Origin of the sequence: Corynebacterium sp. HMSC076G08 (assembly GCF_001811515.1) — a bacterium.
Taxonomy (GTDB): Bacteria; Actinomycetota; Actinomycetes; order Mycobacteriales; family Mycobacteriaceae; genus Corynebacterium; species Corynebacterium hiratae.
On sequence record NZ_KV805009.1, the window covers coordinates 1 to 18,490 of the forward strand.

An 18,490-nucleotide genomic window follows, 5' to 3' on the forward strand; every position below is an offset into this window, starting at 1 on the left:
AACGCCGCAGGTCAGCGCGTACAGATGGGTGTACTCAGCGAACACCACCTCGATGTCCTCTGCCGCTGGGAGATCCTTCCCAACTGCAGCAGCGGCAACCGTCTGAGCTTGCTCGCGCTCACGGTCCAGCATCTCCCGGTGAATCTCATCGGCGTCTTCAAGACGCCGATACAACGCCAACTGCTCCTGACACGACTGCCGTCACTGCGGAGACAGCTGCAGTGGCTCCGCCTGATGCTGCGCCACTGTCAGCCATCGGGCTGCCTGCTCCACGTCCTCCTGTGTCACCGCGGTCTGCTGCCGTGCCTGGGTGACTTTCCACTGTGCGGTGTGCAAGTCATGCTGCTCGACCTTCTTCCTCCCGGCACCCTTGAGCCACCCGATCCCGCTGCCGGCAGCCTGCTCCGCATCCCGGAACTGTGCCTCTGCGACCCGGAGCAGTCCGGCACATCGATCGGCCTGCTCCTGGGCGGCCGTGAGTTTTTCGGCGGCCTGCTCGACCTTCCGCAGCGCGGTGGCCTCCTACTCCAGCGGCTCACTGGCCTGCTTGACCTTCAACTGCAGACCCCAGGGCTCACCGGCCAGACGCAGCAGGTGGTCGTCGACCTCCCGCAGCGGACGCTGCGCGTCCGGCCGCGGTGCCGCCACCTGGGTGCCCTCTAGCACCTCTGCCGGAGCCTCGGGACCTGCCACACCTGAACCAGCGGCCTGCCGGGCGGCGTAGGCGTCCAGCCGTGCTTCCCGCAACTGACGCCGGTGCTCCATCGCCTCGGCCATCGGCGTGCCGGCGAACGGGTGAACATCCACCGCAAGATCCGTCGACAGTCGCTCCATCGACCACCGAGCCCAGTTCTTGCCCCACACCGCGTGCGGGGTCACATCTGCCCGCTCCCGGCTGCACGCCGCGATCAGGAGATCCCGCGCGTACTCCACTGACTCTCGCTGGCCCCCGGAACCAGCAGCATCGGTAGCATCGACAGTCGTGGACCGGCCGTGACCGGTCTCCGAATCACCCGGCGACGTCTCCGCCAGATACAGCGCATTGACCTTCCGCCCACTCCGATCCCTCGGGATCGGCGACCGATTCCATCTTCGGGTACTCGATCACTGAGCAGCTCCGGGCGGCGAAGGCGAGCCAGTCCCGCAGCAGTGGCACCGGTCGGGCTTCTGGACCGACCAGTTCTCCGAGAATGGACCCGGGCGTCGACGGGCCGAGCCTCTAGGACTCCTGCTCGGTTACGAGAGCCTGCCGCGGGGACCTGCCGACCCACTTGCCTCACAGGAAAATATGCTGAGACACAACTCTAGAAGACGCGACCGGATATACTCTTGTCGAGCGCGGCTAAAGGTCGCGGCATCCGACTGAAGGATAATGCATGAAGGTTCTCATCACCGGTGGAGCAGGATACATTGGATCGACCATTGCGGCATGTTGCGAGGACAATGGCATAACGCCCGTCATCTTGGATGACTACAGCAAGGGGCTCAAAGAGTTCTCACGGCCGTATGCAAACTACGAAGGCGATATCGCGGACACCTGCGTAGTGCAGAACATCCTGTCTGAGCATCCAGATATCGATTCCGTCATCCACTGTGCGGCGAAAATCGTCGTTCCTGAATCTGTGTCCGCGCCACTCGACTACTATGAAAACAACGTCGCCAAGTCACTGACGCTTTTGCGTGAGCTATCCGGTCTCGGAGTCCGCCGCTTCATTCTTAGCTCGACCGCATCCATGTACGAAGCTGGTGATGACTACATGGTCGACGAGTCCGGAGCAGTCGCCCCTCAGAGTCCCTACTCGGCATCCAAATGGATGTTGGAGCGCGTGCTGCGCGATTTCGCTGCCACCGGTGCGATGAACGCGATCGCGTTGCGCTATTTCAATCCGATCGGCGCAGACCCTAGTATGCGTAGTGGCCTCCAGGATCCACATCCGACACACGCCCTCGGCAAGATGATCGAGGCGTATCGAAGCGGAGGGGTATTCACGGTGACGGGTGTCGATTGGCCCACGCGCGACGGTTCCGGACTTCGTGACTATGTGCATGTCTGGGACCTCGCCCGGGCCCACGTGGCGGCGCTTCAGAACTTCGACGAGGTCATCTCGAGATCCGAGATCGATGGTTTCGATATCATCAATCTCGGAACCGGAACGGGAACAACGGTGTTCGAACTCGCCGACGCGTTCGGGCAAGCGACCGGGAAGCCCCTGAATGTGCAGACAGCTCCTCCGCGGCTCGGTGATGTCGTGGGTTGTGCGACTTTGACCGACAAGGCCGAACAGCTCCTCAGTTGGCAAGCCGAGTTGAGCATCGCAGACGGGGTCAGAGATTCACTAGAGTGGGCAGAAAAACTCCCGTCTGTACTAATTCGCGAACGGTCCACCGCAATGGACGCCGGGGAAGCATGATGGATCATGATGGATGCCGTCAACGTCGTTCTGTTTCGGCATTCTCCTCGACCAGTTGAACTGTGGCACCTCAATGACCGCGACGCGATCATCTTGAGTCACGAAAGTTCTAGTTCCCGCTACAAATCGGTCCCGCCCGTTGATCAGTCGATGGTCAGGTTCCTTGTCGACTTCGAGGGGAAGGGTCACGTCATTTGGGCGCGGCACTAGTGAACTGGGCGAGGTGGACTTGGTGCGCATCCTCTTCGAGGACGACGAACTTCAACGAGTGGCCGAGGATGCCTCCTACATCCCCAAACGATGGGGTTCGGACATCATCAAGGCATATCGTAAGAAAATCCAGATCCTGAAGGGAGCCGTGGATGAACGCGACCTGCGGGCCATGCGGTCGTTACATCTGGAACAACTGAAAGGCGACCGAGCCGGGACCTCTTCGATCCGCTTGAACAAGCAGTTTCGGCTCATCCTCAAATTCGCAACCAACAGCGACGGCCGCGTGGTCATCGTTATTGAAATGGTGGATTACCACTGAGAGAAGGTGAACTCATGAATGCTCCAATTGCGGCGGAGCTATTCCCGGCCGGGGAGATCCTCGCTGACGAGCTAGACACACGCGGATGGACTCAGGCCGACTTTGCCGAGGTGCTCGGACGTCCGGCACAGTTTGTCTCGGAGATTATTTCCGGAAAAAAGGAGATTACGCGCGAATCCGCAGCCCAGATCGGTGCCGCCCTGGGCACCTCCGCGGAATTCTGGCTTAACCTCCAGGACTCCTACCTGTTATGGAAGCAGTCTCAGGACGACCGGACGCAGAACAACCTCAACGTCGTGAAAACCCGTGCACAGTTACGAGAGCTAGCCCCCGTCTCTCTGCTCGTCAAGCGGGGATACATCACCGCCACCGACGTACAAAGTCAGGCATGCGAGGTGCTGAACTTGTTTGGCAAGAAATCCTTTGAAGATCCCTTGGGGATAAGCTTCGCCGCCCGACGTAGTAACTGCGAGGAAAAGGTCACTGTTCTGCAGGAAGCGTGGGCAGCTTGCGTTAGAGCAACTGCCAGCGTTCTCGAGGCTGCCCCCTACTCCCGTAAGGCACTAGAAGACCTCGCCCGGACACTGTCGAGTAGAGCATGTGACCCGCAGGCTTTTGCTGAGTTCCAGACTCTGTTCGCCGAGGCAGGGGTGAAACTTGTTTATGTGGAGGCTTTTCCGGGAGGAAAACTCGACGGCTGCGCCATGATGGTCGACGGGCACCCCGTAATTGGCATATCGGGACGAGGGAAACGGCTCGATAAGATACTATGTACCATCCTGCATGAGACAGCCCATATATTATTGGGTCACCTTGTCGACAATGGCGAGGTCATCCTCGATGACCTATCAGATGACAGTGCCGATAATGAAGCCCAGGCAGACCAGCTGGCCAGCGAACTCGCGATCTCTAGCCCTTTACCGGCGGTTCCTGATCGTGTGCACTCATCCTGGATTAAAGAACAAGCCGACCACCTAGGGGTTCATCCCATTACCCTGATTGGAAGGCTTCAAAAAGAGGGTAACCTGTCGTGGAAAACCACTCTCGTGCGCAACGCTCCCACCGTCATCGCTCAGCTTGAAAGGTGGAAATCACCCCTCCCAGCCTGACTGAGATTGGTCGCTTCGTTCACCATCAGCAAGGCGTTTGCCTATCGGACACTGAAGGTAACGGAAGCGATGTACTTATTACGGAAAGGACACGGCTTGCTGCCGGCTCCGATGTCCAAGAATTTCTTCGCTACATTTTGAAAAAGTCGCGCACGAGCCTGCAGGACAATCACACTCACTGGGTGGACACACTCAGAGTCAATGCAACGGATCGCTGAAAGGATCAGCCCAAACCGTTCAGCGAGCTCTCGCTTAATCTCGGGGGAGAGGTTAGCATCGAAGACTTCCTTCAGCGCTTTGAGGTGTAGTCTAAAAATCCGACAAAACGACTGAATCGGGAAATCCGGCGGCGCACCGACGTTGTAGGAATCTCCCTTAACCGCAGTTCTGTAATCCGCCTGATCGATTCTGTGTTAGCTGAACAGCAGAATGATTGGATCCAGCAAAAGCGCTACATGTCGCTGGCAAGCTTGGAACAAACCCGAAACCTCATAGCCGCCAACACCTTCAATGCTAGTAGCACGAAGACCGCCGAAGAAGCAGCCTAATGAACTGACACCAACCTCGAGTCGGACCCCAACACCGCCCCGGACACTATCCTCGATTTAGAAAGAACAAACACACCACTTCCACAGGCCTAACCCTCTGGCAACGCACAAACTATTCGGCGTGCGTAAAGACTGAATAGTCAGCAGGCCGCGCACCTGCGGCAGCGGCGCGCTCAGCGGCCTTGAGGAAGTCGGCAACGACCTTGCGGTCATCGAGGTTGCGGCCGGAAATCGATAGGCGCACGGTGTTGCCGCGCTGGGCGGAGCGCTCCGCGGCGCGGATGATGTTGCGGCGCCACCACTTCGCAGAACCAAAACCCTCACCAAAGGACAGGTTGCGGGCTTGGTGGAGCTCGCCAGAGCGCAAATCATGGATACCTCGGGTAGAGGCGGCGAAGTCGAAGTCAAACTCGGGAAGGACAGTAAGCGTGCCTTCCGACATGCGCCAGCGCGGCGGCGCAAAGATAGTGGGCTCGAAGCCGATCTTTGCCATCTGCCGGGTCGCGCCCTTCAGGCGCAGGCGCGCCTCGTGCGCATCCAGGTTGGCAAACTCCGCGCGACGCCCTTGGACCGCCTGGTCAAAGCCATTGAGAATCAGCACGCGGCCCGATTCAGCTTGCTCACGAAGCCAAGACTGCGTAACCGCATCCTTAGCCAGGTGCCAATTGCCATCGATGTGTGGCGCTACGAGCAAGGACACCGGGATATCCGCTTTATCGAACTGCTCCAGCAGGTCAGCGGCCTGCCTTCGGGTGTCGTCGAAGATACTGGAAATCGAAACCAAAAGGTGGCCATGCATAAGGAAAATTATCGCACAGCCACCGCGCCGCCGCGCGCCGAGCGGGGGTGATGCTTAAGCCTCCGCCCCCGTAGCCTGGTTAATCAGCCACGCGTACTCGAATGCCGACTGCCGCCACTTGGCGTAGCGTCCGGACACACCACCGTGTCCCGCAGCCATCTCGGTCTTGAGGAGGAACTCGCCGCCGGTGGCGACGTCGCGAAGCTTGGCTACCCACTTAGCCGGCTCCACATAGAGCACGCGGGTGTCGTTAAGCGAGGTCAGCGCCAGAATATTCGGATACTTCTGCGGCGCAATGTTCTCGTACGGCGAGTAGGAGGCCATATAGTCGTAGACCTCCGGATCGTGGTACGGGTCGCCCCATTCCTCCCACTCCACCACGGTGAGCGGCAACTCCGGCATCAGAATAGACGTCAACGGATCCACGAACGGCACGTTCGCCTCGATGGCCTTGAACCTATCCGGTGCCATGTTGGCCACCGCGCCCATGAGCAGGCCACCGGCGGAACCGCCCTCCGCTACCAAGGTGTCAGGCGTGGTCACCCGGCGCGCGATGAGGTCATCGGCCACCGCGATGAAGTCCGTAAACGTATTCTTCTTCGCCAGCATTTTGCCGTCGTCGTACCAGTTGCGGCCCATCTCGCCGCCACCGCGCACGTGCGCCATGGCAAAGATCATGCCGCGGTCCATGAGAGACAAACGGAAGACCGAGAAATACGGGTCCATGTTCGCCTCATAGGAGCCGTAGCCATACAGCAGCGTCGGGTTCGGCTGCGTGCGGTCGAGGTCCGCGCGGTGCACGATGGACACCGGCACCTTCGTCCCGTCAGGCGCTTCAGACCAGACGCGATAGGCCACGTACTCATCCTTGTCATAGCCGCCCGGGACTTCCTGTTCCTTCAGCAGCGTGTACTCCCCCGTGGCCACGCGGTAGTCAAAGAGCTGGGCCGGCTGGATGAAAGAGGTATAGCTCACGCGCAGCACCGGCGCATCCCACTCCGGGTTGCCGGCCACGCCAACGGTATAGAGCTCCTCGTTGAAGTGGAGCTCGCTTAACGACGTCCACCCCTCCCGCACGTCCATCACCGCGGCACGACCGATGCCGCCGCGGCGATAGCCCACGACGATCTGGTCGCGGTAACAATCCACGCCCTCGATGCGCACGGAGTCATCGTGCGGCATAAGGACGGTGAGTTCGCGCAGGGCTGGCAGCTCATCAGCAACCGGGCAATACCCCAAAGCAAAGTTGGGGCCGGTGGCATTGTGCGTGACTACCCAGTAGTCGGTGCCCGCCACCACGGCGTGGTCGACGTCGTAGTCCACGCCCGACTCGCGCTCCCAAAGGCAGCGGAACTCGCCCTCGGGAGTGGACTGCTCGAGCACCCACGCCTCATTCGTCGTCTTCGAGCCGGAGACAATCATGATGTACTTCTCGCTGCGGGTCGTGCCCACACCGATTCCGAAACGCGAATCCTCCTCGCGCATGACCACGACGTCCTCCGACTGTGGGGTGCCAACGCGGTGGCGCCACACGGTGTCCGGCCGCCATGCATCATCGACGGTGGTGTAGAAGATGAACTCCTCCCCGACCCACGTCGCACCATAAAAGATGCCTTCCAGGCGGTCCTCCAACAGCTCTCCTGTGCGCAGGTCCTTGATGAAGAGCTCAAAGCGCTCGTCGCCGGCCACGTCGACCGAATAGGCCAGCAGGTCGCCGGAATCGCTCACCGAGGACGCGCCGAGGGCAAAGAAGTCGTGGCCTTCGGCGAGCGCGTTGACGTCGAGAAGCACCTGCTCCCCGTCCGCAGCACCCTCCTCCGGGATGGTCGGCGGAGTCCACGGATCGGAGCCTTCCGACACCGGGATGCGGCAGCTGTAGCCATACTCCTGGCCCTCCTCGGTGCGGCCGTAGTACCAGTACTTACCGCGGCGCTGGGGCACGGACATGTCCGTCTGCTTGATACGGGACTTAACCTCGGTAAAGATGTTCTCCGTCAAGGTCTCCAGGTGTGCGGTGCGCTCCTTCGTGTAGGCGTTTTCCGCCTCGAGGTACTCCCGGGTTTCCGGGGCTTCTTTCGCGCGCAGCCACTCGTAGTTATCAACGAAGCTGCGGCCGTGAAACTCTCGCGTAATGGGCCGCTTGGCAGCAATCGGTGCGTTCATTCAGCCTCCTTAAAAAGTGGTTCCGGACAGGCGCTCAAAGGCCTCAACATAGCGCGCGCGGGTGGCCTGAACAACGTCGTCTGGCAGGCGCGGCGGCATGGACTCCTTGTCCCAGCCGGAGTTGGTGAGCCAGTCGCGCACGTACTGCTTATCAAAGGAGGGCTGGACTTTGCCCTCCTCATAGGTATCGGCCGGCCAGTAGCGCGAGGAGTCCGGTGTGAGGACTTCATCGGCCAAGACCAAAGTGCCGTGCTTATCGACGCCAAACTCGAACTTCGTATCCGCCAAAATAATGCCCTTCTCCTCCGCCAACGCGGCGGCCTTGGCATAGATGCGCAGGGTGGCATCGCGCAGCTCTTCGGCGCGTTCGCGGCCGAGCTTGTCCACGACGACATCGAAGGAGACGTTCTCATCGTGCTCGCCCTGCTCCGCCTTGGTGGCTGGGGTGAAGATGGGCTCGGGCAGGCGGGAAGCCTCGGTCAGCCCCTCGGGCAGCTCGACGCCGCACACGCTGCCGGATGCCTGGTATTCCTTCAGCCCGGAGCCGGTGAGATAGCCGCGGGCGACGCACTCGAAGGGCAGCATGTCGAGCTTCTGCACCACCATGGCGCGGCCGAGTACCTCTTCGGGAATGCGCTCATCATCGAGCGGGCCGGCGAGGTGGTTAGGGAAATCAATGACATCGAAGAAGAACTTTGAGGTCGCCGTGAGCACGCGGCCTTTATCCGGAATGGCGGGCTCAAGGGCGTGGTCATAGGCGGAAATACGGTCGGAGACCACCATGAGCAGGGTGTTGTCGTCGATTTCGTAGATATCGCGCACCTTGCCGGAGGCGATGTGGGTATAGGAAGAAAGTTCTGGACGCATGACATACATCCTAGACCCGTCTAGACTGCTTCAAGATACGTCCCAAGCTTGAGGAGTTAAGCCCGTGCGCTCTCGCGTGACCTCCCTTTTGACCACCGCCGCGCTAGTATGCGGTGCCCTCAGCGTGCCGGCGGCGCAGGCCGCCGATGTCTCCGCGCGCGAATCCGCCCACGGCCAATGGCTGTGTTCCATATCGGCGTCGGAATCAGACCGCGCGCTGGCCCGCGACGTCCGAGCCGGGTACATTGCCACGATCAAGGCGACCTCGGAGCAGATTCAAGCGCAGTTCCCGAAGCTTGATTTCTCCGCGTACACCTCGCGCGACATCAGCAAGGCACCGGGTTATGCGGCGACGGTGGCCGCGCTGAGCAAGGCCGGCTACACGGGCGCGGATATGCTCATCATCATGGTCGGTGCGTCTGCGCCGGAAGAGCTCGTCGCAGACGAGTCGGTGTTGCTACCGGAGGACGCCGAGTACTCCATCAATGCAGCTGCGGCCCGGGCCGAGAAGGGCCCGGCTCCCCTGCTGTCGACGGGCAGCGACTTCAGCCCGAAGCTGCGCGCCGCCCTAGCGGAGAACCAGATGCAAGAAAAGGAAGCCGTCAACGCCTTCAACGCCGCCCAGTCGCAGTCCTTCGCGGAGTGTGTAGAGGAGCTGCGCGGGCGCGGCGCTCAGGAGGGCATCCAGCCGGTGCCCGAGCTGCCCATTCCGGGGCAGACGACGCAGCAGCAGACCTCGTCCACGGGCGCGGCGGTCCTCGGCGTCATGACGGTGCTCACCGTGCTGGTGATCGGCGGCTACCTCGCCTCCAACGGCGCCTCTTTCGGCGGCTTTGAGCTGCCGGTTCTGCGCCTCCCCGGGATGGCCTAATGGCTGAGAGCGACGCCGAGCTAACCGTCATTACCGGTGAGGAAGGCGCACTTGTTATCGGCCCCGAATCCGAGTTGAAACGGCTTTCCGACCAGGCGGAGCTCTCTCCTGTCACTCCCCAGATCCTCCGCCGTGCGAGCCAGGTGCTCACAGGTATCGAGGACTACCAGAAGGAATCTGGACGTTGGCTCAAGCTCGATGCTGAGTCCGCTGCGTACCTCAAGCGCCTGGGCATCAAGCCGGGGGATATCCGCGCCGGTGTAATCCGCACCAAGGATGTCGGCCGCGGCGTTGCTTCGCACAACGGTGGAAGCCTGCTCAAGCACCTGCAGTTTGAGAAGGCCGGCCTGCTCACGCCGGCGGCTCCGATGGTGCTGGCGTCGATGATGCAGCAGGCGGGCGTCGAGAAGCAGATGGAGCAGATGCAGGCTTACCTGGAGCATATCGACGCCAAGCTCGATGAGGTGCTGCGCTTCCAGAAGGATTCGCTGGCTGGTGAGATTGATGGCGTCGCGGAGATGCTGGCGGAGGCCGCCCTCGTCCTCGAGGACACCGCTGAAGTGACCGATACGCAGTGGGCAACCATCGCCCACCTCACTGCGGACCTGGCTAAGCTGCAAGGCCAGGTACTGCGACACCTGCGGGCCGTGGCGGAGACGATGGCGAGGTCAAAGACTTCGCCCGGGAAGGTGCGCGCGACCTTCCAGAAGACTAACGACGACGCAGGCTCGTGGTTCTACGAGCTTGCCCGAACCGTGCAACTGCAGAACCAGATGTATGTGCTTCAGCTCAGCCGCGCCAATGCCGTGGAGGGCGAGGTGGCCAAAGACTACGCCGCGGCTGTTGCTCGGGCGCGGCAGAGGCGCGCCGCTCGTTTGCTGGAAGACCTCACCAGCATCGCCCACATTGCCGACGAGCTGGGCAGCTTCTCGACGCTGCGCAAAGCCATCGACTGGAACTCTCCCCGCGCCGTAGCGGAGGTCAACCACTTCTTTGCCCAACTGCGTGACTTCGCCGACGCTGCCAACCTTGCTGTCGAAGGAACCGAGGGCTTAGAGCCCGTCCGGCGCATCGATGCCTTCCGCGAGCTGAAAGCCTCCGGCACCAACATGGCCCGCGAAGCCGCTGGTGTTGCGCAGCAACGCACCTTAGAAGCCCGCGAAACCGTAACCAACCGCGCCCGGCAAGCCTGGGGTACAACCCGCAGCGCCATCGAGTCCGCAACGAAGGGCGCAGACAAAGCGCCGAATAAAGCAGAAAGTGACTAGCTGATCGTTTCGATCAAATAAGGGCCAGAAAATTCGATCTGGGCAACCTTATTTGATCGAAACGTACATGGACCGGGCCAGCGAGGTACGTTTTCGTAAATAGCGCCCCGAAAACTCGCGTTTGAGAGGGATTGTCTGCGAAAACGTACCACGCCCGGTGGCCCCAGATCACTGGATGCCCCCTGGCAGCGTGGGCTAGAGGATCTCGCCCGGGGTGTAGGCCGCGGCCTTCGGATGCTGGTCAACAATCGCCTTGATGCGGCCCAGAATTTGGCTCACCTGGGATTCGGCAGCTCCGATGAAGGCGTGTTTGTCTGACAGCGCGGCCTCGAGGGCGGCGGCATCGAGCGGCAGGCGCTCGTCGGCAGCCAGGCGCTCAATCAGGTCCTGCTCCCCGCCATTCTCACGCATGTTGAGCGCCACGGCGACGGCATTTTCCTTGATGACCTCGTGCGCGGTCTCGCGGCCTACGCCCGCGCGCACCGCCGCCATGAGGATGCGGGTGGTGGCGAGGAACGGCAGGTAGCGCTCCAGCTCGCGGTCAATCATGGCCGGGAAAGCGCCGAACTCGTCGAGCACGGTGAGGAAGGTTTCAAACATGCCGTCGATAGCGAAGAAGGCGTCGGGCAGCGCCACGCGGCGTACCACCGAACAGAACACGTCACCCTCGTTCCACTGCTGGCCGGACAGGTCCGCCACCATCGTCAGGTAGCCGCGCAGAATGACCTGGAAGCCACCGACGCGCTCGCAAGAGCGGGCATTCATCTTGTGCGGCATCGCGGAGGAACCAACCTGGCCCTCCTTGAAGCCTTCCGTCACGGTTTCGTTGCCAGCCATGAGGCGAATGGTCGTTGCCAGCGAGGAAGGCGCAGCACCGAGCTCCACCAGCGCGGACACAGCATCAAAGTCGAGGGAGCGCGGGTAGACCTGGCCCACCGAGTTAAAGACGCGGGAGAATCCCAGGTGATCCGCAATGCGGGTCTCCAACGCGGCGAGCTTGTCTTCGGAGCCGCCCATGAGGTCGAGCATGTCCTGCGAGGTACCCATCGGGCCCTTGATGCCGCGCAGCGGATAGCGGCTCAGCAGCGATTCCACGCGCTCGATGCCCAGCAGGAGCTCGTCGGCAGCGGAGGCGAAACGCTTGCCCAGGGTCGTGGCCTGGGCAGCGACGTTGTGGGAACGACCCGCCATGACCAGCGTCTGATACTGCGCCGCGCGCTCACCAATGCGCGAGACCACCGCGATGGCCTTATCGCGGGTTAGCTCCAAAGAACGCAGAATCTGCAGCTGCTCCACGTTCTCCGTCAGGTCACGCGAGGTCATGCCCTTGTGGATGTGCTCGCAGCCGGCTAGGGCGTTGAACTCCTCGATGCGCGCCTTGACGTCGTGGCGCGTAACGCGCTCACGCTCCGCGATGGAGGCGAGGTTGACGTTCTCAACCTGCGCCTCGTAAGCGGCGATAGCCGAGGCAGGGATGTCGACGCCAAGATCCTTCTGCGCCGTCATCACCGCAATCCACAGCTGGCGCTCCAGAATAATCTTGTGCTCCGGGGACCAGATTTCAGCCATCTCGGGGGAGGCGTATCGAGCGGACAGGACGTTGGAAATGTTCTTCTTTTCAGCCACGTCGCTCATTATTCCACGCCGCACCCCAAAGGAGGCATTATCAGGGGATTAGATGCTAATCTGCCCCTTCTCCGCCGGCAGTGCAATGTCCGTGCGGAAGAAGCTGCCCTCCAGCTCGATGCCGCCGAGAACCTCGTAGGCGGCTGCGCGGGCATCAGCGAGGGTGGCACCGCGACCGAGAACGTTGAGGACGCGACCACCGTTGGAGACGTAGCCGCCCTCCCCCGTGGTGGTACCGGCGTGCAGAACCCGGGTGGGATCATCAAGATCCGGCGAGGCAATCGGGTCGCCCTTGCGCGGCGAAGCCGGGTAGCCCTCGGCAGCCAGCACCACGGTGACGGCATAGCCGTCTTCCCACTCCAGCGGCGCCAGCTCCGCTAGCTGTCCGGTAGCGGTGGCGCTCAAAACCTCACCCAGCGGAGACTTCAGCAAAGCGAGCACCGCCTGCGTTTCCGGGTCACCGAAGCGGGCATTGAATTCCACCACGGCTGGGCCTTCCTTGCCCCACGCCAGGCCGGCGTACAGCAAGCCAGAGTACGGGGTGCCGCGCTTGACCATTTCCTTAGCCACGGGCACGCAGACTTCGTCGACGATGCGCTGGACGCCGTCGGCAGGCAGCCACGGCAGCGGGGTGTAGGCGCCCATGCCGCCGGTGTTGGGGCCTTCATCGTTGTCATAGGCGCGCTTATGGTCCTGCGCCGGGAGCAGCGGGACGACGGTCTCGCCGTCCACCAAGCAGAACAAGGAGACCTCCGGGCCGTCGAGGAAGGACTCGAGCAGCACTGGGTTGCCGGCAGCATGAACGGCATCGACGTGCGCGCGGGCTGCCTCGCGAGACTCGGTCACCACCACGCCCTTGCCGCCGGCCAAGCCGTCGTCCTTAACCACGAAGTGTGGGCCGAAGCGGTCGAGGGCGGCCTCGATGTCCGCATCGGTGGCACCGGGGGCGAGCTGCTCCGCGCGGGCGGTGCGCACGCCGGCGGCCGCCATGACATCCTTGGCGAAGGCTTTGGATCCCTCGATCTGTGCCGCGCTTGCCGACGGCCCGAAGACCGCAATGCCGCGCTCGCGCAAAGCATCCGCCACGCCTTTCACCAGCGGTACCTCCGGGCCGATGACGACCAGATCCGCGTCAATATCAACCGCCAGCTCCGTCATACGCGCAGGATCGTCCACCTGGGAATACTCCGGGTGAATGGTGGCTTGCTTGGCATGTGCCGGGGAACCCGGTGCGATGTGCAAATCGGTAACAGAGGGATCAGATTTAAGGCCAGTGAGCAGGGCGTGTTCGCGGCCGCCCGAGCCAATAACGAGAATGCGCATGCCGTCTATCTTAACTGGCGGTAGCCTAGGGGCCATGTCTTCCGTATTTACAAAGATCATCGAGGGCGAGCTGCCTGCTCGCTTTGTGTACCGCGACGAGAAGTGCGTGGCGTTTTTGTCCATCGAGCCGCTGCGTTATGGCCACACCTTGGTGGTGCCGGTCGAGGAGGTCGATAAGTGGACTGACCTCGATTCAGAAACCTGGGCACACCTCAACGAGATCGCTCTAGAGATCGGTGGCGCCATCAAGACGGCCTTCGATACCCCGCGTACGGGCTACATCATCGCCGGCTTCGACGTTCCCCATACCCACATCCACCTCTTCCCCACCGAGAAGATGGAAGACTACGACTTCGCCAAGGCCTTCGCTGCCGACGCCACCGACCCCGCCGCCATGGACGAGGCCGCCGCGCGCATCCGCCAGCACCTCGGCACGGACGAGGATGGCCGCCGCGACAGCTAAGAGCTGACTGCTACCTTTCGGCAGCTAGGCACTAGCTGCCGCCTTGGGCAGCTGGACGGTAAACACCGAGCCGCTGCCCAGCTCCGAATCCACGGAGATTAAACCGCCGTGCTGCTCGACGAGTGATTTCACGATGGCCAAGCCCAAACCCGAGCCACCCGTATCGCGGGTGCGCGAGGTGTCTGCACGGTAGAAGCGCTCAAAGATATGGGCCGCGTCTTCGGGGGAGATGCCCTTGCCGTCATCGGCAACGTCGATAAGCACGTGCTCCTCGTCGTCGCGCAAGGTCAGCGTCACCGACGCCTCCTCGCCGCCGTGGCGGATACCGTTGGACACCAGGTTAAGCAATACCTGGTGTAGGCGATCCGGGTCTCCGTTGACCATTGGAATCCCGGAGGCCTCGTTGTTGACGTTGATGGTGCGGCCCGCAAAAGCCGCCCGCGCCGAGGAACCCACTGACAGCACAAGTTCCAGCATGTCAACCTCGCGCATGTCCAGGCGCGAGCCCTCCGCGCGCGTCAGGGCCAACAGATCCTCCACGAGCAACGACATGCGCTGCGACTCAGCATCGATCTTGCTGAAGACAAACTCCGCGTCCTGGGTAGCCCCCGAGCGGTACAGCTCCGTGTAGCCGCGCAGGCTGGTCAGCGGCGTGCGCAGCTCGTGGGAGGCATCGCCGACGAAGCGGCGCATTTGCTGTTCTTTTTCCTGCGCATCGACAACGGAATTCTGCAGCTGCCCCAGCATGACGTTGAGCGCTCCGGCCAGCTGCCCCACTTCAGTGTGCAGCGGCCACTCCGGCACGCGCTTGTCCAAATTGCCCGCTGCGATTTGCGAAGCCGTCTTCTCGACCACCCGCAGCGGCCGCAGCGCCCGGTGGATCAGCCACATGCCCACCACCGCGATGATCAGCATGACCAAGGCCGCGATGATCACCTGGACAATCGCCAACCCCTTCAGGATGGAGTTCTCCGTCGTCATGTCTTTGGCGACGACCACCACGGAACCATCCGGTTGGAGCTTGGCCACGGCCCGCCATTCGGTCTCGCCCTGAATCGAGCGCACGGTGGTGGGTTCCCCACCGACGATCACGTTGCGCGCATCGGGCAATGCGGCCATCGGCCGCGTGGTCACCACGGAACCATCGGGATAGTACGCCAGCGCCACATAATCCGTCGGGGGTCGGCGGCTTCCGTCCTGCGGCATATAAAAGGACTCGTCGAGGTTGCTGGCCCAGGAGCTGTGGGCGTCGTTAAGCTCGGTGTCCACTCGGGTGTAGAGCACGTTGCGCATGATCGACGACACCGCCAGGGAGGACATGGCCAGGCCAAGCCCCGATACCAGCACCATGAGGACAAGTAGCCACGTGCGCAGGGGCAGCGCTTTGGGGCGCTGCATACGCCGGCGCGGGGTTTTATCCCGCACCAGCGTCACCCCGGATTGTGGGGCCTGAATATTCGCGGTGGGTTCGCTCATAGTGGATGAGCCTACGAGCGCGGCATGCGCAGCACGTAACCGACACCGCGGACGGTGTGAATAAGCGGGGTATCGCCGGTATCAATTTTGCGGCGTAGGTAGGAAATGTAGGACTCGACCACGTTGCCGTCGCCGCCGAAGTCGTAGTGCCAGACATTATCCAGGATCTTGGACTTGGACAGCACCACCTCGCGGTTCTGCATGAGGTAGCGCAGCAGGTTGAACTCGGTGGGCGAAAGCTCCACGATCTCCCCCGCCTTGGTGACCTCGTGGGTGTCATCGTTGAGGGTGAGGTCGGCATAGGTCATGGTGGCGTCGCCGTCCTGGTCATCCACCGCGTTACCGCGGCGCAGAATCACGCGCAGGCGGGTGATGACCTCTTCCAGGCTGAAGGGCTTGGTGACGTAATCATCCGCGCCAATGGTCAGGCCGTGGATGCGCTGGTCCACGCTGTCTTTGGCGGTGAGGTAGAGGACGGGGCCGTCGAGGCCTTCCGCGCGCAGCTTGCCCAGCAACTCAAAACCGTCCATGCCCGGCATCATGACGTCCATGATGTAGGCATCAGGGTTGATCTCCCGAGCGATGCGCAGGGCTTCGTTGCCGGAGTTGGCGCTGTGTACATCGAAGCCCTGAAACTTCAGGGAAACAGTAAGTAGTTCAACGATATTGGGCTCGTCATCGACGACAAGTACCTTGACGTCCTTTGAATCATCCATGGTCCCGCTCTGGTCCTTTCTCCGCTGTTCCTATGACTAGGTGGCGTGGGGGTTTCTCATTCAAAGTGAGAAGTATTGCACTCTGCCTTCCAAGGGTACTGAGCGGAGTCTGTACGTGCGCTGTGAACCGATTAGTCCCAGGCGAGGTTCCCCAAATCCAGACCTTCCGCCTGCGCTTGCGCCTCAATCAGCTGGCGTAAATAGTTGGCGTTGCCACGGTAGGTCTCGTTAAACCGCGGGTCCTCGCAATACATGCGCGCCAGGATCACCTGCTTGGACCTCGACACCGGGTACCACTGGGCGATGAGGGCGCGGTGCTTGTCGACGATTACCTTCGCCTCCTCGCCGCCCGGTTCAAGTCCTGCGTCCGCGGCTTCCTCTAGCTCGGCCGCAAAGTTCTCATGGTCCACTGAGAATTCCTCCCAGTCCTTCTTCCCCATCGATTCCACGACGGCCGCACTGGCCGCCCATTCTTTGCTGTCTCCCCACTTCTCGTGGGCTTCTTCCTGCAGTTGGGGCCATGCGTCACCCAGGTTCCGCACTTTTTGGCTGGGGCTTAGGTTCTTATCCATTTCAGTCTCCTCAATCAGTCTTTCCACTGCGTACAACATGGCGTCGACGTCGGCTCGCCGCTTCTGCAGGGCCTCGTGTTGGGCGCGGAGGCGGGGCAGGGTGGCGGACGAGGGGGCGTCGAGAAGCACTGCGATGTCTTTCAGCTCAATCCCGACGCTGCGATAAATCAGGATGTCCATCCCGCGCTGCACATCGTCTTCGGTGTAGAGGCGGTGATCACCCCCGGTGCGCCACTGGGGGCTAAGCAGGCCGATGTCATCCCAGTGCCGCAGGGTGCGGGTGGTGACTTTCAAAATGCCGGCCACATCGCCGATGCTGTAGTCGTTACGCATGTCGTTGAGCCTAAAAGTTCACGTCGCGTTAAGTGCAACTCCATCCACTCGGCAGGTGTTTTTGCCTACGATAATGAAGCATGACGCACGCCTCGAAACGCACTGACCGCCTCACCGTGGCTGCTTGGGCCCTGTGGGACTGGGGTTCGGCCGCTTTCAACGCGGTGCTCGTGACGTTCATTTTCTCGGTCTACCTCACCGACTCGGTGGGCCAGCAGATTGATTCGCAGTTCACCCCGGCGCAATGGTTGTCATGGTCCATGACGGTGGCGGGCCTGGTGATCTTTGCGGTGACCCCCGTGATGGGGCAGCGCTCTGACCGGTTGGGCACGCGGCGTCGCGCGCTGGGCTTCTGGTCGCTGCTGACCTTCCTGGTCATGGCCAGCCTGTTCTTCATCCGCAACGACGCGCCAGTGTATTTCTGGCTCGGCCTCATCGGCCTAGCGGTAGGTTCGGTGACCATCCAATTCGCGGAGGTCAACTACTTTGCCCAACTCAACCAGGTGGCCACCGAGGACAAGGTGGGCCGCGTATCCGGCCTGGGCTGGTCGGCAGGCTATTTCGGTGGCATCGTGCTGCTGCTCATCTGCTACTTCGGCTTCGTCTCCGGCGAGGGCGGCGGCCTAGGACTATCCACGGAGGGCGGCTGGAATATTCGACTCGTGGCGCTGCTTTCGGCGGCGTGGTTTGGACTGTCTGCCATCCCCGTGTTGCTGCGCGTGCCGGAGATTGCCCCGTCGGGTGAAGCGGCGGGCGGTGTGGCGGAGTCTTACCGCGAGCTGTGGCGGACGGTGCACACGCTGTGGCGGGAGGACCGCAATGCCTTTGCCTTCCTCTTCGCTTCTGCCATCTTCCGCGATGGCCTGTCCGCAGTGTTTAGCTTCGGCGCCGTGCTGGGCGTATCCGTCTATGGACTTTCGCCTGGCGACGTCCTCATCTTCGGTGTTGCCGCCAACGTTGCGGCCGCGCTGGGCGCGGTGGCGGGCGGGCTTATCGACGACCACGTGGGGCCCAAAGCCATCATTCTCACCTGCCTGGCTATCTTGACGCTCATGGCCGGCATCATGTTCGTGGCGCAGGGGCCGACGGCCTTCTGGATCTGCGGGCTCATCCTGTGTCTCTGCGTCGGACCGGCCCAGGCCTCCGCCCGCGGCTTCTTGGCGCGTGTGGCCCCGCCGGGGCGCGAAGGCGAGATGTTTGGCCTCTACGCCACGACCGGGCGGGCCGTGGCGTGGTTGACGCCCTTCCTCTTCGGTGTCTTCGTCTCACTGTTGGGCCAGGGCGACCGGGGAGGCGTGCTCGCCATCGGGCTAGTCTTGCTCGTTGGCGCGCTGGTCCTCATCCCAGTCAAAGACCCCGCGAAGGCATAACGCTTTCGCGGGGTGGAACCGCAGGGTGTAGGTCCCTTTTAAT

The 18,490-nt window shown here is 62.0% G+C and carries 17 protein-coding genes and 1 pseudogene; 8 read left to right on the plus strand and 10 right to left on the minus strand.

Going from position 1 to position 18,490, the window contains the following annotated elements:
* Nucleotides 1-201 precede the first annotated feature (201 nt).
* Nucleotides 202-336, minus strand: a complete 135-nt coding sequence (locus HMPREF2806_RS13965) for a hypothetical protein (RefSeq protein ID WP_255365986.1) — start codon at nucleotides 334-336, stop codon at nucleotides 202-204.
* Nucleotides 337-522: 186 nt separating this feature from the next.
* Entirely contained in the window at nucleotides 523-879 is a 357-nt protein-coding gene (locus HMPREF2806_RS13410) for a hypothetical protein (protein WP_158010559.1), read from the minus strand.
* Nucleotides 880-1,376: 497 nt separating this feature from the next.
* Here HMPREF2806_RS13410 and galE point away from each other — a divergent pair, with 497 nt between their 5' ends.
* From galE to HMPREF2806_RS12935, 4 genes and pseudogenes are all read left to right on the plus strand, one after another.
* The gene (galE, locus tag HMPREF2806_RS01550) at nucleotides 1,377-2,411 is read left to right on the plus strand and encodes a UDP-glucose 4-epimerase GalE (protein ID WP_070515814.1); all 1,035 of its coding nucleotides are present in this window, start codon (nucleotides 1,377-1,379) and stop codon (nucleotides 2,409-2,411) included.
* Between the two features lie 232 nt (nucleotides 2,412-2,643).
* Nucleotides 2,644-2,943: a type II toxin-antitoxin system RelE/ParE family toxin gene (locus HMPREF2806_RS01560; RefSeq protein ID WP_023025236.1), complete on the plus strand. Its 300-nt coding sequence runs from the start codon at nucleotides 2,644-2,646 to the stop codon at nucleotides 2,941-2,943.
* Nucleotides 2,944-2,957: 14 nt separating this feature from the next.
* On the plus strand, nucleotides 2,958-4,052 hold the full coding sequence (locus HMPREF2806_RS01565) for a HigA family addiction module antitoxin (RefSeq protein WP_070515818.1): 1,095 nt from the start codon (nucleotides 2,958-2,960) through the stop codon (nucleotides 4,050-4,052).
* Between the two features lie 308 nt (nucleotides 4,053-4,360).
* A pseudogene (locus HMPREF2806_RS12935) lies at nucleotides 4,361-4,600 on the plus strand (transposase); the annotation flags it as partial.
* 112 nt (nucleotides 4,601-4,712) lie between these two features.
* Here HMPREF2806_RS12935 and HMPREF2806_RS01570 read toward each other — a convergent pair.
* From HMPREF2806_RS01570 to HMPREF2806_RS13275, 3 genes are read right to left on the minus strand one after another with little or no spacing between them, the layout of a single operon-like run.
* Nucleotides 4,713-5,399, minus strand: a complete 687-nt coding sequence (locus HMPREF2806_RS01570) for a DUF2334 domain-containing protein (RefSeq protein WP_070515820.1) — start codon at nucleotides 5,397-5,399, stop codon at nucleotides 4,713-4,715.
* A gap of 54 nt (nucleotides 5,400-5,453) precedes the next feature.
* Entirely contained in the window at nucleotides 5,454-7,562 is a 2,109-nt protein-coding gene (locus HMPREF2806_RS01575; RefSeq protein ID WP_070515822.1) for a S9 family peptidase, read from the minus strand.
* Between the two features lie 9 nt (nucleotides 7,563-7,571).
* Nucleotides 7,572-8,429: a phosphoribosylaminoimidazolesuccinocarboxamide synthase gene (locus tag HMPREF2806_RS13275; protein ID WP_070515824.1), complete on the minus strand. Its 858-nt coding sequence runs from the start codon at nucleotides 8,427-8,429 to the stop codon at nucleotides 7,572-7,574.
* A 64-nt stretch (nucleotides 8,430-8,493) separates the two neighbouring features.
* Between HMPREF2806_RS13275 and HMPREF2806_RS01585 the strand changes: the two genes are divergently transcribed.
* Together HMPREF2806_RS01585 and HMPREF2806_RS01590 are read left to right on the plus strand one after the other, a co-directional pair.
* On the plus strand, nucleotides 8,494-9,300 hold the full coding sequence (locus tag HMPREF2806_RS01585; protein ID WP_070515826.1) for a serine/threonine protein kinase: 807 nt from the start codon (nucleotides 8,494-8,496) through the stop codon (nucleotides 9,298-9,300).
* Nucleotides 9,300-10,568 carry a hypothetical protein gene (locus tag HMPREF2806_RS01590; RefSeq protein ID WP_070515828.1) on the plus strand — a complete coding sequence of 423 codons (1,269 nt, stop codon included), beginning with the start codon at nucleotides 9,300-9,302 and terminating at the stop codon, nucleotides 10,566-10,568. Before HMPREF2806_RS01585 ends, HMPREF2806_RS01590 begins: the two co-directional genes overlap by 1 nt.
* 195 nt (nucleotides 10,569-10,763) lie before the next feature.
* Here HMPREF2806_RS01590 and purB read toward each other — a convergent pair whose 3' ends face one another.
* Complete coding sequence (gene purB, locus HMPREF2806_RS01595; protein WP_070515830.1) at nucleotides 10,764-12,203, minus strand: adenylosuccinate lyase; 1,440 nt, start codon at nucleotides 12,201-12,203, stop codon at nucleotides 10,764-10,766.
* A 39-nt stretch (nucleotides 12,204-12,242) separates the two neighbouring features.
* Entirely contained in the window at nucleotides 12,243-13,517 is a 1,275-nt protein-coding gene (purD, locus tag HMPREF2806_RS01600; RefSeq protein ID WP_070515832.1) for a phosphoribosylamine--glycine ligase, read from the minus strand.
* 34 nt (nucleotides 13,518-13,551) lie between these two features.
* Here purD and HMPREF2806_RS01605 point away from each other — a divergent pair, with 34 nt between their 5' ends.
* Nucleotides 13,552-13,980: an HIT family protein gene (locus HMPREF2806_RS01605; RefSeq protein ID WP_046649286.1), complete on the plus strand. Its 429-nt coding sequence runs from the start codon at nucleotides 13,552-13,554 to the stop codon at nucleotides 13,978-13,980.
* 24 nt (nucleotides 13,981-14,004) lie between these two features.
* On the opposite strand, the gene HMPREF2806_RS01610 is transcribed toward HMPREF2806_RS01605, so the two are convergent.
* From HMPREF2806_RS01610 to HMPREF2806_RS01620, 3 genes are all read right to left on the minus strand, one after another.
* Nucleotides 14,005-15,456 (minus strand): sensor histidine kinase, encoded by a 1,452-nt coding sequence (locus HMPREF2806_RS01610; protein ID WP_070515835.1) that lies wholly within the window; start codon nucleotides 15,454-15,456, stop codon nucleotides 14,005-14,007.
* Nucleotides 15,457-15,467: 11 nt separating this feature from the next.
* Nucleotides 15,468-16,172 (minus strand): response regulator transcription factor, encoded by a 705-nt coding sequence (locus HMPREF2806_RS01615; protein WP_046649284.1) that lies wholly within the window; start codon nucleotides 16,170-16,172, stop codon nucleotides 15,468-15,470.
* 131 nt (nucleotides 16,173-16,303) lie between these two features.
* Complete coding sequence (locus HMPREF2806_RS01620) at nucleotides 16,304-17,077, minus strand: MerR family transcriptional regulator (RefSeq protein WP_070515836.1); 774 nt, start codon at nucleotides 17,075-17,077, stop codon at nucleotides 16,304-16,306.
* An 80-nt stretch (nucleotides 17,078-17,157) separates the two neighbouring features.
* Between HMPREF2806_RS01620 and HMPREF2806_RS01625 the strand changes: the two genes are divergently transcribed.
* Nucleotides 17,158-18,447 (plus strand): MFS transporter, encoded by a 1,290-nt coding sequence (locus HMPREF2806_RS01625; RefSeq protein WP_070515841.1) that lies wholly within the window; start codon nucleotides 17,158-17,160, stop codon nucleotides 18,445-18,447.
* The last annotated feature ends 43 nt before the right edge of the window (nucleotides 18,448-18,490 follow it).

Bases quoted from the DNA above. Each gene is read 5' to 3' on its own strand.
- galE (WP_070515814.1), top strand. From the start codon at position 1,377: ATGAAGGTTCTCATCACCGGTGGAGCAGGATACATTGGATCGACCATT.
- HMPREF2806_RS01565 (WP_070515818.1), top strand. From the start codon at position 2,958: ATGAATGCTCCAATTGCGGCGGAGCTATTCCCGGCCGGGGAGATCCTC.
- HMPREF2806_RS01570 (WP_070515820.1), bottom strand. From the start codon at position 5,399: ATGCATGGCCACCTTTTGGTTTCGATTTCCAGTATCTTCGACGACACC.
- HMPREF2806_RS01575 (WP_070515822.1), bottom strand. From the start codon at position 7,562: ATGAACGCACCGATTGCTGCCAAGCGGCCCATTACGCGAGAGTTTCAC.
- HMPREF2806_RS13275 (WP_070515824.1), bottom strand. From the start codon at position 8,429: ATGCGTCCAGAACTTTCTTCCTATACCCACATCGCCTCCGGCAAGGTG.
- HMPREF2806_RS01590 (WP_070515828.1), top strand. From the start codon at position 9,300: ATGGCTGAGAGCGACGCCGAGCTAACCGTCATTACCGGTGAGGAAGGC.
- purB (WP_070515830.1), bottom strand. From the start codon at position 12,203: ATGAGCGACGTGGCTGAAAAGAAGAACATTTCCAACGTCCTGTCCGCT.
- purD (WP_070515832.1), bottom strand. From the start codon at position 13,517: ATGCGCATTCTCGTTATTGGCTCGGGCGGCCGCGAACACGCCCTGCTC.
- HMPREF2806_RS01605 (WP_046649286.1), top strand. From the start codon at position 13,552: ATGTCTTCCGTATTTACAAAGATCATCGAGGGCGAGCTGCCTGCTCGC.
- HMPREF2806_RS01610 (WP_070515835.1), bottom strand. From the start codon at position 15,456: ATGAGCGAACCCACCGCGAATATTCAGGCCCCACAATCCGGGGTGACG.
- HMPREF2806_RS01615 (WP_046649284.1), bottom strand. From the start codon at position 16,172: ATGGATGATTCAAAGGACGTCAAGGTACTTGTCGTCGATGACGAGCCC.
- HMPREF2806_RS01620 (WP_070515836.1), bottom strand. From the start codon at position 17,077: ATGCGTAACGACTACAGCATCGGCGATGTGGCCGGCATTTTGAAAGTC.
- HMPREF2806_RS01625 (WP_070515841.1), top strand. From the start codon at position 17,158: ATGACGCACGCCTCGAAACGCACTGACCGCCTCACCGTGGCTGCTTGG.